Origin of the sequence: Paraburkholderia sp. EB58, assembly GCF_050436665.1 — a bacterium.
Classification (GTDB): Bacteria; Pseudomonadota; Gammaproteobacteria; order Burkholderiales; family Burkholderiaceae; genus Paraburkholderia.
Genome location: NZ_JBNDMQ010000026.1, coordinates 40,019 through 54,026, shown reverse-complemented (window position 1 = coordinate 54,026; position 14,008 = coordinate 40,019). Strand labels below are relative to the sequence as shown.

At 59.6% G+C, this 14,008-nt stretch carries 12 protein-coding genes and 2 pseudogenes; 6 read left to right on the top strand and 8 right to left on the bottom strand.

Translation table 11 applies throughout. The features are described 5' to 3' along the window. Positions 1–17 precede the first annotated feature (17 nt). On the top strand, positions 18–926 hold the full coding sequence (locus tag P3T40_RS30485; RefSeq protein WP_429271426.1) for a LysR family transcriptional regulator: 909 nt from the start codon (positions 18–20) through the stop codon (positions 924–926). Here P3T40_RS30485 and P3T40_RS30480 read toward each other — a convergent pair. The 5 genes and pseudogenes from P3T40_RS30480 to P3T40_RS30460 form a co-directional block, all read right to left on the bottom strand. Next, positions 923–2,380: a serine hydrolase gene (locus tag P3T40_RS30480; RefSeq protein ID WP_429271425.1), complete on the bottom strand. Its 1,458-nt coding sequence runs from the start codon at positions 2,378–2,380 to the stop codon at positions 923–925. The two genes, P3T40_RS30485 and P3T40_RS30480, sit on opposite strands and share 4 nt — an antisense overlap. Positions 2,381–2,465: 85 nt before the next feature. Further along, entirely contained in the window at positions 2,466–2,984 is a 519-nt protein-coding gene (locus P3T40_RS30475) for an N-acetyltransferase family protein (protein ID WP_429271424.1), read from the bottom strand. Between the two features lie 138 nt (positions 2,985–3,122). After that, complete coding sequence (accD, locus tag P3T40_RS30470) at positions 3,123–3,995, bottom strand: acetyl-CoA carboxylase, carboxyltransferase subunit beta (RefSeq protein ID WP_429271423.1); 873 nt, start codon at positions 3,993–3,995, stop codon at positions 3,123–3,125. Positions 3,996–4,251: 256 nt separating this feature from the next. Beyond that, entirely contained in the window at positions 4,252–5,310 is a 1,059-nt protein-coding gene (locus P3T40_RS30465) for an ATP-grasp domain-containing protein (protein WP_429271505.1), read from the bottom strand. A 9-nt stretch (positions 5,311–5,319) separates the two neighbouring features. Beyond that, positions 5,320–5,631, bottom strand: a pseudogene (locus P3T40_RS30460) (tetratricopeptide repeat protein); the annotation flags it as partial. Positions 5,632–5,864: 233 nt separating this feature from the next. Here P3T40_RS30460 and P3T40_RS30455 point away from each other — a divergent pair. The 3 genes from P3T40_RS30455 (at position 5,865) to P3T40_RS30445 (ending at position 8,893) form a co-directional block, all read left to right on the top strand. Further along, positions 5,865–6,524, top strand: coding sequence for a serine hydrolase (locus P3T40_RS30455; RefSeq protein ID WP_429271497.1), 660 nt, complete (start codon positions 5,865–5,867; stop codon positions 6,522–6,524). 162 nt (positions 6,525–6,686) lie between these two features. Continuing rightward, the gene (locus tag P3T40_RS30450; RefSeq protein WP_429271422.1) at positions 6,687–7,163 is read left to right on the top strand and encodes an OsmC family protein; all 477 of its coding nucleotides are present in this window, start codon (positions 6,687–6,689) and stop codon (positions 7,161–7,163) included. Between the two features lie 170 nt (positions 7,164–7,333). Beyond that, positions 7,334–8,893 carry a class I SAM-dependent methyltransferase gene (locus P3T40_RS30445; protein ID WP_429271421.1) on the top strand — a complete coding sequence of 520 codons (1,560 nt, stop codon included), beginning with the start codon at positions 7,334–7,336 and terminating at the stop codon, positions 8,891–8,893. Here the strand turns inward: P3T40_RS30445 and P3T40_RS30440 are convergent. The 3 genes and pseudogenes from P3T40_RS30440 to P3T40_RS30430 form a co-directional block, all read right to left on the bottom strand. After that, a pseudogene (locus P3T40_RS30440) lies at positions 8,891–9,261 on the bottom strand (lipid II flippase family protein); the annotation flags it as partial. The gene P3T40_RS30445 and the pseudogene P3T40_RS30440 sit on opposite strands and share 3 nt — an antisense overlap. Before the next feature lie 97 nt (positions 9,262–9,358). Continuing rightward, positions 9,359–9,823, bottom strand: coding sequence for a hypothetical protein (locus P3T40_RS30435; protein WP_429271420.1), 465 nt, complete (start codon positions 9,821–9,823; stop codon positions 9,359–9,361). Between the two features lie 143 nt (positions 9,824–9,966). Then, positions 9,967–10,896 (bottom strand): LysR family transcriptional regulator, encoded by a 930-nt coding sequence (locus P3T40_RS30430; RefSeq protein WP_429271419.1) that lies wholly within the window; start codon positions 10,894–10,896, stop codon positions 9,967–9,969. Positions 10,897–11,084: 188 nt separating this feature from the next. Between P3T40_RS30430 and P3T40_RS30425 the strand changes: the two genes are divergently transcribed. Continuing rightward, entirely contained in the window at positions 11,085–12,398 is a 1,314-nt protein-coding gene (locus P3T40_RS30425) for an MFS transporter (protein ID WP_429271418.1), read from the top strand. A gap of 43 nt (positions 12,399–12,441) precedes the next feature. Continuing rightward, the gene (locus P3T40_RS30420) at positions 12,442–13,968 is read left to right on the top strand and encodes a CoA-acylating methylmalonate-semialdehyde dehydrogenase (protein ID WP_429271417.1); all 1,527 of its coding nucleotides are present in this window, start codon (positions 12,442–12,444) and stop codon (positions 13,966–13,968) included. Positions 13,969–14,008: the final 40 nt, after the last annotated feature.

The following is a 14,008-nucleotide window of genomic DNA, read 5'->3' as shown; positions in this document are numbered from 1 at the left end:
TATCGAATAGGCGCGTCATGGACCGTTTCGCGAGTATTGCCGTGTTTGTCGCCGCGGTGGACGAGGGGAGTCTGGTAGCGGCCGGCAGACGTTCCGGGCTGTCGGCATCCATGGCCGGGAAGTATCTGAGCGCACTGGAGGCGGATCTGAATGTGCGTCTGCTGCAGCGGAGTACGCGCAGCCTGAGCCTAACGGATGCCGGCCGTACCTATTACCTCCGCTGCAAGCGGATTCTCGAAGAACTCGACGACGCCAACAGCGAAGCGAGCGACGCACACAGCACGGCGCGCGGAACCTTGCGCGTGGCTGCGCCGGTCACGTTCGGCGTTATGCACATGGGCGATGTCGTGGCTACCTACCTTGCGAATCATCCAAACGTGAACATCGAGGTTGCACTCGACGATCGATATGTCGATCTGCAGCACAACAGTATCGATGTGGCGATCCGCATTGGCCGGCTGCCCGATTCGCAACTTGTCGCGCGGCGTCTCGCACCATGCCGGATGACTGTCTGTGCCGCACCGTCGTTTCTCGAGCGCGAGGGTGTGCCGATCACGCCGGAGGATTTGCAGCGCGCTCCGCGTCTCGCGTTCAGCGAAGCGGTCTCGATACCTAAGTGGACGTTGAGCGATGAAGACGGACGCGAGCACGTGATTGACGGGCCATACCGGATGCAGGCCAACAATATGCAGATGCTGCTTTCGGCGACGCTCTCCGGGGTCGGCATTGCGTACGGGCCCACATTCGTTTTTGGACCGCACATCCGGACGAAGGAACTCGTGGAACTGCTGCCCGGTTACCGCGCGCCCGAACTGACCGTTCACGCTGTTTATCCGACTGCACGCTACATTCCGTCCAAGGTGCGGCAGTTTATCGAGTACCTTGGGGATGCATTCGGTGAAGAGCCACCGTGGGATGCATACTAGCCCTGGGACGTAGGAGGGCTGCGCCGCTGGAAGCTGATGTCTGCAACGGTCGGTTCTAGCGGAGAGCTTAGGCTGTCGATAGTGCCGTCCGCGTTGAGCTGGAACGTCACCTGCAAAGGAGGGCCAAAGCGAGGATCACCGTCCTCCTTGAGTTCGAACGTCTTGCCGTCACGGCTCAACAAAATGCCGTTCAAGCCTCGCCAGCGCCAGCCTAAGACGCCAATGTCTTCGAACACAGAGAACTCGCCATACGCTGGGTGCTCGTATTGGCCAACGTAGCACTTCAAGGGCTGGGTTGGTTCAGTCCAGGTTGCGCGAAGTGCCTCGCGGTTGCGCAGTTCCGTCTCTTCCTCGTCTAGCGCTTTGCGTCGCCTCGCGCGAAACGTTTCCAGCCAGTTGAGGGGTTCTCGCGAGCGCAATCGGTCGAAAACGTAATAGATCAACAAGTCGCGCACCGGGCAGGGATCACGATTGGTGAGGACAACTACGCCGATGCGATGCTCGGGCATCATGCTCATCATCGAACCCCATCCCGGCAGGGAGCCCGTATGCGAAACCGTACGATCACCGCGATAGTGTTCACAGCGAAGCCCCAAACCATAGTGGAGCGCGCCAATTTCGCTGAAGCCAGAATCTTCGAAGTAAATCTGTGGCGTCATCATCTGCTGTACGACGCTTTGCGACAGTAACTGGGATCCGTTAACAGCGCCTTGAGAAAGCAGGAAACCTAACCACTTTGCTATGTCGGAAACGGAAGTATTGATGCCACCCGCTGGTGCCGCATGCATCGGCCACAATCTGCCTCGATAGACGCGCTCAGAGCCTCGGGGGTGGGGCAGCGCATGGTCAATTGACTCCTCCAACGCGTCTGTCGAAAAGCTGAAATTCCTGAAACCTAATGGACGCAGCAGGCGCTCGGTGGTAAAGGCTTCCCAGCTTTGTCCGCTGATTCGCTCGGCCACCGCTCCGGCAACAACGTAGCCGAGATTGCAATATTGGTTGACCTCGCGAAACCCTCGGCTCGGTTGCAGGTAACGCATCGCCGCCAGTATCTCGGGACGGGAACGCTCACCAGGTGGCGACCAGATCCTGTCGTGACGTGGGAGGCCGCTTTGATGCGTAAGCAGGTCGTGTACGGTGAGGTTCTTTGAGGCTATTGCGTCGTAGAGCTGGAAGCCCGGCAATATCTCCTGAATTCGCGTGTTCCAGTCCAGCTTCCCCTCGTCTACGAGCAAGCCGAGTCCTGCTGCCGTGAATGATTTGGTCAGAGAGCAAATCATGAACTGCGTGTCGATTGTCACGGGCAAGCGGCTTTCTATATCGCGCGTGCCGTAAGCTTGCAGCTTGATGACTTCGTCGCCCTGTACCACTGCGATCGCAAGTCCGGGAATCTGCCATTGCGTCATGGCTTCTTCGACCAGGCTGTCTAGGTGGCTCAGATCGGGCTCGCTCATCGTATCGATACCTCCTCAATAGCTTTATACCGTGGCATGCGAAGGCGGTGCGCAGGATGCATGGCCGACTCGCGTACGCGCGAGGTTAGTCATCTAAACGCAACACCATTCGCTGTTCGTCATAGAATCGATTGCCGATGCGTATGGCACGAGGTTCCAAACCGTATACCTCGAATCCAAGCAATTGATACAAGCCTTGGGCCCGTGGATTCTCAGTGTGTACGCAGAGATGGATTTGCAACACCTTTGTCTCGCGAGCATGTGCGACGACGGTTTCAAGCAACTTGCGAGCAACGCCGCTTCCGCGCCATTCGGCTTCAACGAATACTCCCCAAAGCATTGCTTTATGAGCGACCTGAGCAAGCGGCTCGCGCCTTAGACCCGCAATTCCGATCAACGCGTGGTTGTTAAACACGCCGAATACGATCTGATGTTTGTTGTGGCGAATCCGGTCAACGACGGCTTCCGGAGCGAGCCCGGCTTCTTCCTCATACGTTGGCCAAAGTGCCGCCGGCGAGTCCAAAATAGCCTTCAGACGGAGAGCCTTGAATGCCCCTGCGTCATTGCTCGTCAACGGTTTTATGATTATTTGAGCGTGGTCCATTGATGGTTTCTCGTGTGAATTCTTATCTACCTGGAATAGTGCTGCGAAGCAAGCGCGCAATAATGCACTTGCTCTCAGTTAACGGGAACCAGGAGCCAGCGTGCCACGCAAGGGTCCCATACAGGCTATCCGGGAGGGTCAACCAATCGAATCGGAGGGCTGTCGCGTCAGTATTGCCATCAAGCGCGCGACTTCCTCACGCATGTTGCGACGATCCACGATCATATCAATGGCGCCCCGCTGCAGCAGGAACTCGGGGCGCTGATAGCCTTCAGGCAACGTCTCGCGCACCGTCTGCTCGATTACCCGCTCGCCGGTGAACGCAATCAGTGCCTTCGGTTCGGCCATCACTACGTCACCGAGAAACGCGAAGCTTGCTGATACGCCGCCCGTCGTTGGATGGGTCAGTACGGAAATAAAGGGAAGCCCGGCCTCCGCCAGCCTCGTCAGAATCGCGGTGGTTTTGGCCATTTGCATGAGCGAATACACGCTTTCCTGCATGCGTGCGCCGCCTGATGCGGCGATGCAGATAAACGGCGTGCGTTGTTCGATCGCGTTCCTTACCCCGCGCACGAAACGCTCGCCGACGACGGAGCCCATCGAACCGGCCATGAACGAGAAATCGAAACACGCCACCACCGCGGGAATCGAATGGATAGCGCCGCCCATCACCACTACCGCGTCCGTTTCGCCTGTCTCTTCCATCGCCTCGCTCAAGCGCTCTGGATATGCCCTGCTGTCCCTGAACGTCAACGGGTCGACGGGCAGAACCTGGTGGCCGATCTCATAGCGGCCTTCAGCGTCGAGCAGGTGATCCAGCCGCTCGCGAGCACCTATGGGCATGTGATGACCGCATTTTGGACACACGAAAAGATTGGCTTCGACGTCAGTGCGGTACAGGACTGCTTCGCACTCCGGACACTTAAGCCATAAACCTTCCGGAATGCTTTTGCGGCGTTTCGGATCGGTTTGCTTGATCTGCGGTGGCAACAGGTTGTCGAGCCAGTTCATGGTCTCTCCAGTAATCGCTTGATCGTCGCACACAGTGCCGGGAAATCCGCGGCGTTCGACGCCGCCTTCGGGCAATCACACAACAGATCCACTATGCCATCAAACTGCTGTCTCGGGTTTTGACTTGTTCGCAGGTCGAGGCCACGCACGGTGCGAATCACCCAAAATTACCGGCGCAAGCAATTGCAGCAAATCTTTCCGCTCTCGCTCCGATCCGGCGAATCAAAAGTGGTGCGCGAAGCGGCCGAGATATTGATCAATCGGTTGAAGTGGTTGCGAGTCGCGCGAGCAAACCATGAAACGCCCGCTTGATGCGCTCTACCGCCTCTGTCTTGTACGGAAACTGTTGGTTCCTGCCGTGTACGAGCATGCTTGCATTGACTTCGAACACGACGACGGCGCCGTCACGGTCGAGCGCACAGTCGATGCCGAAAAAGTCTAAGCCGATCGCGTCACGAATCCGCTGCAATGCCGCCTGCTGCGCAAGGCCGAAGACACGCCACGGGTCCTCGAGGAACGTCCGTTCTTCGTCCTGCATCCAGGTATGGGTCGCCATACTGGTGGTGACGTGGTGGACTTTCCATTTGTCGTCGATAGCGAGGTGGTACGGCAGAATTTCGTCGCCAACGCAAAAGAAGCGGTACTTGCGGAAATAACCATCGTCGGACCGATAGTCGATAAACGGGATGAGGTAGTAGTTGCCTGGTTCGTGTCCGCTGAGGAATGCCCGCAGTTGCGCGGGATTCTCTATCTTCTCGAAGTCGTCGCCGCCGTGTGTGCCGGCAGGTCTCACCAACAGCGGATACGTCGGCAGGTCTGGCGAATTTGCGTGTAGCAGATCACGCAGTTCGGCTGACTGATAGAGCCGCGTTTGCGGCACACGACAGCCCGGCAACCCCGCAAGGAGTCGCGCAACCGCGTCCCTGCTCGTACCTGCAATCGTCTTCGGATGATTGACGACGGTACCGCCCAGGCGCTCTACCAGCGCTTGTGCCGGCGCGAGGAAGGCGTGCCCCCGATCGACATCCGAAATCAGATTGACGACAACGTTTGCGTAGGCGCGCAGCCGATCGACGTCGTAATCCATATCTTGCAACAGGGTGACGATATTGCTTTCGAAGCTTGCCTGCTCGATCAGATATTCAATGGGCGTGTTGCCTGCGGTAGGCCCGAACACAAACAGCACGCGGAAGTCGGGCGGTGCGACGACCGCTGGGACTGTGATCAGCGGCTTCAATTTCACAGCGAGCCGATAGGTCGCGTCGGCCTCAGCATTAAGGCCTAACGATTGCTGAAAGTTGGCGATGATGTGCAAGGTCGCGGGATCGTCGGGCTCGTGCGCAAGGGCATGTTTGAAATGATCAAGCGCACGTTGTCGCCGCCCGGTACGGGCTTCGGCGAGCCCAAGCTGACGATGCACCGCGGCGCGATCACCGGAGCGGTTTACCATCTGACTGAGCCTGCCGATGGCTTCGTCGAATCGAGCCTGCTGAATCAACACCTGCCCCAGTCCAAAGCATGCGTCCCAATGATCGGGTTCGATCCCAATCGCTTCGCGGTAATGGCTTTCGGCCAGGTCGAGACGGCCTTCCTGTTGATACGAGGACGCGAGGGAAAGAAGACGATCGATGGGCATGATTGGAGCGCGCCGCAAGCTACACGTAATGCGATGCCTGCGGGCGGTAAGGCGAAGGTTCAGTCGGTACTCATGTCTGGTCGCGCAGGTTGAAGCTTCACCAGACGGGACGAATGACTTGAGCATAGCAGCGCGACGTGTCGTGCCAAACGTATTATGGCTCAGAAAATTTACGGGAGGTTACAAGGCGCCCATTCCGTAAGACCGCGTAATGCGATTTTGAAAGCGCGCGTATTGAATCCGAACGGACCCACGCGTCTTGCCCGCCCAAGGCAGGCAAGACGCGTGAGTCCGGCTATACCGAGAAGGATCTCATCTTTACCTCTCCGGTGACGAAAGCCAACGTCGCGCAGGGCGCCATGTCGATTGGTGCGCTTTGCCAGGCTATCGTGGAAGTGAGTGACAATACAGCCGCAATCCTGTTGATGAGAAGCGCTGGCGGCCCCACCGCTTTGACTCAATTTGTTCGCAGTCTTGGCGATACGGTCACGCGCTCGGACCGGTATGAGCCCGAGTCAAACAAATACAGCGGCGTGCTCGATACAACGAGTCCTAGAGCAATCACTAGTGTGGTGAGCCGAATCCTCTTGGGCGATGTTCTAAGTCCGCGGTCGCGTGCGCAACTGGAAAACTGGATGATCGCCTGCAAGCCTGGCCTCAACAGGCTTCGCGCAAGTCTGTCTACGGATTGGCAAGCGGCCGACCGTCCCGGAACGAGCGTCGAAGAAGAAACGAACGACTACGCAATTGTCCGGCCGCCGGCACGTTCGCCGCTTCTGGTTGCCGCTTATTTCGACGCGCCTGGCGTTAGCATGGCCTCCCGCGAGACCGTCTTGCGAGAGGTTGGATCTATATTTGTGAAGTGGGCGACGGCCGCGGAGAACAACGCGTGACAACTTGTTGGATGCCGTGGCGACATTGCGGACCGACACTCTCCGGGTTTGCCTGAGTTCGACGAAACTTGGTGCGTTGAACGTCGCGCCGGCTCTTGCTTTGCGCAGGGCTCTGCAGCAGACTGCGCGGTGATCGGCTTTGCGTACCTAAAGGAGATTGGCATGGCATATGGCGAGCACAAATACCGGGTCTCAGTGCTGTGGACAGGCAATCGTGGCACGGGCACGTCAGGATATCGTGACTATGGACGGGACCATACGATTCGTTCCGGCAGCAAGCCCGACATTCCGGGTTCGTCGGACGCCGCGTTTCTCGGCGACGCGGCACGCTGGAACCCGGAAGATCTGCTCGTCGCTTCCGCATCGGCATGTCACAAGCTGTGGTACTTGCACCTATGCGCCGACGCTGGAATTGCGGTGCTGGATTATCGTGACGATGCGGAAGGGACGATGCTCGATAGTCCGCAGCAGGGCAAATTCACGCAAATCGTGCTGCGCCCTCATGTGACGATCCGCGCGGGGGATGACGCCAGCTTGGCCGCGCGTCTGCATCACGCGGCTCACGAAAAATGTTACATCGCGAACTCTGTCAATTTCCCGATCGTCTGCGAGCCGAAGATCGAACTCGCCGCAAGGTGACATCGTGCAGCATTCGCCACCACGTCTGGTTAAATCTTTTATCCAACCCGCGTTCGCGACCTTTTGCATTCCACGCCGCGCACCGGTATCGTGTCGGGCCGCGCCGGACAACCGGTGCGGAAATCCGCGGACCCTACAAGGGCACCCGCGCAACGAGCGAGAGCGAAGACGTGGGTGAATGGGATACGGGTTATGTCGATGAGATTGCATACACGTTCGGCTATTGCGACGAGCTGAATCCCATACGCCTGAAGCTTCCGTTGCTGCATGCCGGACTCGCTTCTTCACCCGTTCATACTGCATGCGAACTCGGTTTCGGCCACGGCGTCAGCGTCAACATACACGCCGCCGGGTCGAACACGCGGTGGTATGGCACCGACTTCCACCGATCTCACGCGCACTTCGCCCAGCAACTCGCCGAGAGCGCAGGCTCGCAGGCGCACTTGTCCGGTGAGCCCTTCTCCGAGTTCTGCCGGCGCGACGATCTGCCTGATTTCGATTTCATCGGCATGCATGGTATCTGGAGCTGGATCTCCGACGAGAATCGCGCACTGCTTGCCGAGTTCATCCAACGCAAGCTGAAGTCCGGTGGTGTGCTGTACCTGAGCTACAACACGCAGCCCGGTTGGACACCGATGCTGCCCGTGCGCGAATTGATGCACCGGCATTTCCAGATCGACACGCTATCCGGCCAGCATTACGGCATGCTTGCTGAAGCACGCACGGAGGCGCGCGTCAAAGCCGCAGTAGGTTTTGCGCAGACCGTGTTTGCGACACAACCGGGCTATGCATTGGTCAACCCACTGGTGGCAGAGCGCATCAAGGCGCTGTCCGCGGAGAGTCCGAAGTATCTCGCGCATGAGTACTTCAATCGCGACTGGCATCCCATGTCGTTCTTGCAAGCAGCGTCGTCGCTGACTGCGTGCGGTCTGATTTATGGCGGATCTGCGGACTATCGCGATCACATTGATGAGATCAATCTCAGTCCAGCGCAATGCGCCTTGTTAGCGGACATTGCCGATATTGGCTTGCGCGAATCGGTGCGCGATTTCTGCACGAACCGCTCGTTGCGGCGCGATTACTGGGTCAAGGACCCTCGCGTGTTGACGGACGACGAGCGTGATAGGGCGCTGCGCGCGCATCGGGTGATCCTCGCGTTACCTAGAGAGGCTGTGGTGCTGAAGGTGCGTGGCGCACTCGGCGAGACGATCTTGCCGGAAGCGCTATACGGCCCGATTCTCGACGCACTGTCGAGCTATCGTCCCCTATCCCTTGCCGATATCGAGCGCAGCGTTCACGCACAGGGCATCACACTGGTGCGGATCGCCGATGCCGTGATGCTACTGGTGAGCATGGGCGTGTTGCTGAACGTTCAGGACGACGCGCAAATCAGCACCGCCCGACCGTCGGCAGAGAAGTTGAACGCCGCGATCTGTGAACAGGCGCGCTATTGTGACGACGTGCAGTTTCTGGTGAGCCCGGTTTCGGGTTCGGGCGTTTTTATGCCGCGTCTGCCGCGACTCTTTCTATTGGCGAGACGGCATCACGCGCAGCAACCGGCGCAATGGGCCGAATTCGCAGAGGCAGTGCTGCGCGCGGATTCGGAGTCCATGCCGAAAACCATAGCATTGCCATCAGCAGTAGAAGCTTCTCTGGCCGAGCTGACCGCGAAAGCGCATCGCTTCGCGCAGGTTCATCTTCCGATCTTGCAGGGATTGGGCACCGCATAGGGCGAGACGCGGAAGCGAGCGGTGCGCCTGGAAGTGCACGACGGCGCGGCTAAAGTAACGCTGAAAACTCGGAATGAGGAGGGCGCCCACGACGGTTGCGATCGTCGCTGCCAGCAGGAGCAAGCGAAAATCGCTAAGCATGCCTTGAGCAATGTGATGGGCTAGATCCTCTTCGACGCGCTTCGCCAGAAACGGACCTTGAAAAGAATTCGCGGTGCGCGACACGAGGGCGATGATGCCGAACAGCGCGAACGATACGGCAATCCAGCGAGTGCGAATGCCCGCAATTCGAACCGCATACGCCAGGGTCGCGATCACGTGAATGACAAACGTGAGTGCGCAAAAATCATCAGTAACTGAGCGTCCATGATCGAGGCGGTAGTCGCGGCCTCGTCAGGCTACATGACGGCAGGATGACCTTCGAAACGCTGCCGTTTTGTACAGATCAACTTCACCCAGACCCACTTACGCCCGCTTTCTGTTAACTGCCTGATAAGGTTCGCCGGCGCTGAACCGATCCAGCCGGTCGCTTGCCTCGGTAATTGCCCAGAGCGGGGCTTTCTGCAATTGATGATCGTAAGCCGTCGCAATCGCCGCGAAAATATCGTAGCCGGCGCGATCAAGCATCCATTCGCCCGAGGTGCGACCGCGCTCGAAACACGCCGCGCTCACGGCGTCCGCGGTGCGCAGCGCCTCAGGTGTCAGCGTGCCATACCCTGCTTCGACGATGAAGGCGACAAGGAGCATCGCCTGCGTCACGGTCTGGGCGGCGCTGACGCTTCCTTTCCCTCGCCGCAGGCTGTCGAGCGCAAGGTGGACCTGGAGAGCGAGTTCTTCCGCGGTCGCCCTTGGAAGCGGTAGCAACATAGCCTTGGCTGCCCGTGCGCGGGCGGCTTGGGTGTTGCCGGAAAACGGAATGGTCTTGGCCATGAGCGGGCACGTGAAAGGTTGGCAGATGCAATAACGGCCTCTCCGGCCAAAGCTTAAGCCCCGTTTTGCGGAGTTGGCCGCCGAGCGCCGAGTGTCGACCGTCTGCACGCTCCGCGCTCAGCGGGCGCCCGCCCCGTTACCGCTCACTCCTCCACATACCGCATTTCCGCGGATTCCCCCATCAACAGTCCCCGGTTCTCATCCGCTGCCGCGCGAAGGTAGTCCCACAGCGAGGTGATGCGGCGCAGCTTGCGCAGATCTTCGCGGCAGCAGATCCAGAAATGCCGCGTCACCACAACCTCGTCCGGCAAGACGGCCTCGAGCAGCGGATTAGGCTCAGCCATGAAGCAGGGAAGGATGGCGAGCGCGTTGCCTTGCAGCGCAGCATGGTATTGAGCGATCACGCTGGTGCTGCACAGGTTGGCTGTGGCGTTGGGGACGGTGCGGTCCAGATAAAGCAGTTCACGACTAAAGGCGAGATCGGCGACATAGCTGATAAACGCGTGATCGCGTAAGTCCGCCACAGTATTGACGGGCGGATGGCGATCCAGATAACTGCGGGTTCCATATAGTTTGAGCCGGTAGTCACACAGCTTGGTGTAGACGTACTGTCCGCGCTCGGGCCGCTCGAGCATGATGGCGAGGTCCGCTTCCCGCTTGGAGAGGCTGACGAAATGCGGAACAGGCAGCAGGTCGATTGAGATGTCAGGGTGCTTGCCAGCGAAACGCGCGAGCTGTGGCGACAGGAAAAAGCAGCCGAAGCCCTCGGTCGAACCCACCCGCACGTGTCCGGACAGCGAGTGAGCGCCGCCCGTAAATTGTTCTGACGCGGATTGCACGGTGGTTTCAACGGTATCGGCATAGGCGAGCAGACGCTGGCCGTCGGAGGTCAGCACGAAGCCGTCCGCACGCGACTTGTCAAATAGCACGGTGCCGAGTGCGGCTTCCAGTTCTCTTATGCGGCGCGCCACGGTGGTGTGGTCGACGCCCAGGCGTTTCGCTGCACCGCTTGCCCGTTGGGTTCGCGCCACCTCGAGGAAGTAGCGCAGATCATCCCAGTTCACACTTTCCATTCAGTCTCCAGTATCGACATGCAAGATTGCCTTGTGTTTTTTTGCATATCGGATGGGCTTTTTCATCTCTATACCGTGGATATTCGAATAACTATACTCGTTTGCAAGCCACTGGAACAACCACGGCTCAGGCAGCCCGCGCCACTCGCGCGACCGGCAAGCCTACAGAAAATATCGGAGACAACAGGATGCAGATGCAATCGACCCCCGACCGGGCGGCAGTTGCCGCACCGCTTCCCAAACGCGCCAGGGATTACCTGATCGCCGGGTGGGCCAGCATGGCCGGCACCACTATCGAATGGTATGACTTCTTTCTGTACGGCACGGCCGCCGCGCTCGTATTCAACAAGATTTTCTTCCCGACGCTCGATCCCATCCTCGGCACGCTGGCCGCGTTTGCGACGTATGGCGTCGGGTTCATCGGCCGTCCGATGGGCGGTATCGTCTTCGGCCACTTTGGCGACCGGATCGGCCGCAAGTCGATGCTGCTCGTCACGCTCTTGCTGATGGGCATTCCGAGCATGGCGATCGGCCTGATTCCGTCCTATCAGAGCATCGGCTACTGGGCCGCTGCTTTGCTGGTGGCGATGCGGTTTTTACAGGGCATGGCGGTGGGCGGCGAATGGGGCGGCGCCGTACTGATGGCGGTGGAACATGCACCACCCGGCCGCAAAGGTTTTTTCGGCAGCTTGCCGCAAACCGGCGTGGGCTTTGGACTGATCTTGTCCTCGCTGGCGATGGCCGCCGTCACCGCGCTGCCGGAAGCCGATCTGCTTGCATGGGGCTGGCGCATTCCGTTTCTCGCCAGCATCGCACTGGTCTTGATCGGCTGGGTGATCCGGGTCCGCGTGCCTGAATCGCCGGACTTCGAGCGAGTGAAAGCGCGCGGCGAGCCCGTGAAGGCGCCGATCCTCGAGGCGATGCGGCGCCATCCGCGCGAGCTCCTGATCATCATCGGCGCGCGCAGTGCGGAAAACACCTGGTTCTACCTGGTGGTCGCCTTCGCGCTGGCCTATGCGGCCAACCAGTTGAAGATCCCCAAGGCCGCCATCCTGCACGCGATTACTGCGGGTGCCGTGCTGTCGTTGTTCACCATGCCGTTTTGCGGCTATCTCAGCGATCGCATCGGCCAGAAACGTCTGTTCCTGATCGGCCTCGTCATCATGTGTCTGTTTGCGGCGCCGTTCTTCGCGATGCTCGGCACACGCGATCCTTTGACCGTGTGGTGGGCGATGGTGCTGGGCGTGGGCGTCGTGTTCCCGATTCTGTATGCACCGGAGTCGCAGTTATTCGCTTCGCAGTTTCCGGCCGAGATTCGCTATAGCGGGATCTCGTTGTCGGTGCAGATTGCGGGCGTGCTGGGCGGCGGTATCGCGCCCATGATCGCGACCGCATTGCTCGCCGTGGGCGCTGGCCGCCCGCACTATGTGGTGACTTATATGGTGGCGCTCGGCATTGTCGCGTTGTTATGCACGCTGATGATGCGCCCGCGCGCCGATTAGTAGCTGAACTTAACTTACTCGTACCCAACCAAGAGAGTCGATCATGAATGCTGTTACCCAGGCCTCCAACGCGAATGTCAGCACGGTCAAACTGCTGATCAATGGCGAGTTCGTTGAATCGAGCTCACGCGAGTGGCGCGATATCGTCAACCCAGCGACCCAGGAAGTGCTGGCACGTGTGCCGTTCGCGACCGCCGATGAAGTGGATGCGGCAATCCGCTCCGCGCATGCGGCGTTTGCCACGTGGAAAAACACGCCGATCGGCGCCCGCATGCGCATCATGCTGAAGTACCAGGCGCTGGTCCGCGAACACATGCCGCGTATCGCGAAGACGTTGTCGGCCGAGCAGGGCAAGACGATTCCAGATGCCGAAGGCGATATCTTCCGCGGCCTCGAAGTCGTGGAACATGCGTGCTCGATTGGTACGCTGCAACAGGGCGAGTTCGCCGAGAACGTCGCAGGCAGCGTCGATACGTACACGCTGCGCCAGCCGATCGGCGTGTGCGCTGGCATCACCCCATTCAACTTCCCCGCGATGATTCCGCTGTGGATGTTCCCGATGGCGATCGTCTGCGGCAATACGTTCGTGCTGAAGCCGTCGGAGCAGGACCCGCTGTCGACGATGCAACTGGTCGAACTGGCCATCGAAGCCGGTATTCCGAAGGGCGTGCTGAATGTCGTGCATGGCGGCAAGGACGTCGTGGACGCGCTGTGCACGCATGAGCTGGTGAAGGCAATCTCGTTCGTCGGTTCGACGGCGGTGGGCACCCATGTGTACCGCCTCGGCAGTGAACACGGCAAGCGCGTGCAATCGATGATGGGCGCGAAAAACCACGCGGTGGTGCTGCCCGATGCAAACCGCGAACAAACCTTGAACGCCCTCGCAGGTGCCGGCTTCGGTGCTGCGGGCCAGCGTTGCATGGCGACCTCGGTAGTCGTGCTGGTGGGCGCGTCGCAGCAGTGGCTGCCGGATCTGGTTGAGAAGGCGAAGACGCTGAAGGTCAACGCTGGCAACGAGGCTGGCACGGATATCGGCCCGGTCGTCTCGCGCGCAGCGAAGCAGCGGATTCTCGGCCTGATCGAAGCAGGCGTAAAAGAGGGCGCAACGCTTGACCTCGACGGCCGCGGCGTCAAGGTGAGCGGCTACGAGGAAGGTAACTTCATCGGCCCGACGATCTTCTCAGACGTCACCACCGAAATGGAAATCTACCGCACCGAAATTTTCGGGCCGGTGCTGGTGGTGCTGAGCGTGCCGACGCTCGACGACGCGATTGCACTCGTCAACCGTAATCCGATGGGCAATGGCGTGGGCCTCTTCACGCAGAGCGGCGCGGCGGCGCGCAAGTTCCAGAGCGAAATCGACGTGGGCCAGGTAGGGATCAACATTCCGATTCCGGTACCGGTGCCGTTCTTCAGCTTCACGGGTTCGCGCGGTTCGAAGCTGGGCGATCTGGGCCCGTATGGCAAACAGGTCGTACAGTTCTACACGCAGACCAAAACGGTCACCGCGCGCTGGTTCGACGACGCGACTGTCAACGATGGCGTCAACACCACCATCAGCCTGCGCTAAGCGCTCTGCGCGAGGCACTCTGGATTACGAAGGGGAGACG

Bases quoted from the DNA above. Each gene is read 5' to 3' on its own strand.
- P3T40_RS30485 (WP_429271426.1), top strand. From the start codon at position 18: ATGGACCGTTTCGCGAGTATTGCCGTGTTTGTCGCCGCGGTGGACGAG.
- P3T40_RS30480 (WP_429271425.1), bottom strand. From the start codon at position 2,380: ATGAGCGAGCCCGATCTGAGCCACCTAGACAGCCTGGTCGAAGAAGCC.
- P3T40_RS30475 (WP_429271424.1), bottom strand. From the start codon at position 2,984: ATGGACCACGCTCAAATAATCATAAAACCGTTGACGAGCAATGACGCA.
- accD (WP_429271423.1), bottom strand. From the start codon at position 3,995: ATGAACTGGCTCGACAACCTGTTGCCACCGCAGATCAAGCAAACCGAT.
- P3T40_RS30450 (WP_429271422.1), top strand. From the start codon at position 6,687: ATGGCATATGGCGAGCACAAATACCGGGTCTCAGTGCTGTGGACAGGC.
- P3T40_RS30435 (WP_429271420.1), bottom strand. From the start codon at position 9,823: ATGGCCAAGACCATTCCGTTTTCCGGCAACACCCAAGCCGCCCGCGCA.
- P3T40_RS30430 (WP_429271419.1), bottom strand. From the start codon at position 10,896: ATGGAAAGTGTGAACTGGGATGATCTGCGCTACTTCCTCGAGGTGGCG.
- P3T40_RS30425 (WP_429271418.1), top strand. From the start codon at position 11,085: ATGCAGATGCAATCGACCCCCGACCGGGCGGCAGTTGCCGCACCGCTT.
- P3T40_RS30420 (WP_429271417.1), top strand. From the start codon at position 12,442: ATGAATGCTGTTACCCAGGCCTCCAACGCGAATGTCAGCACGGTCAAA.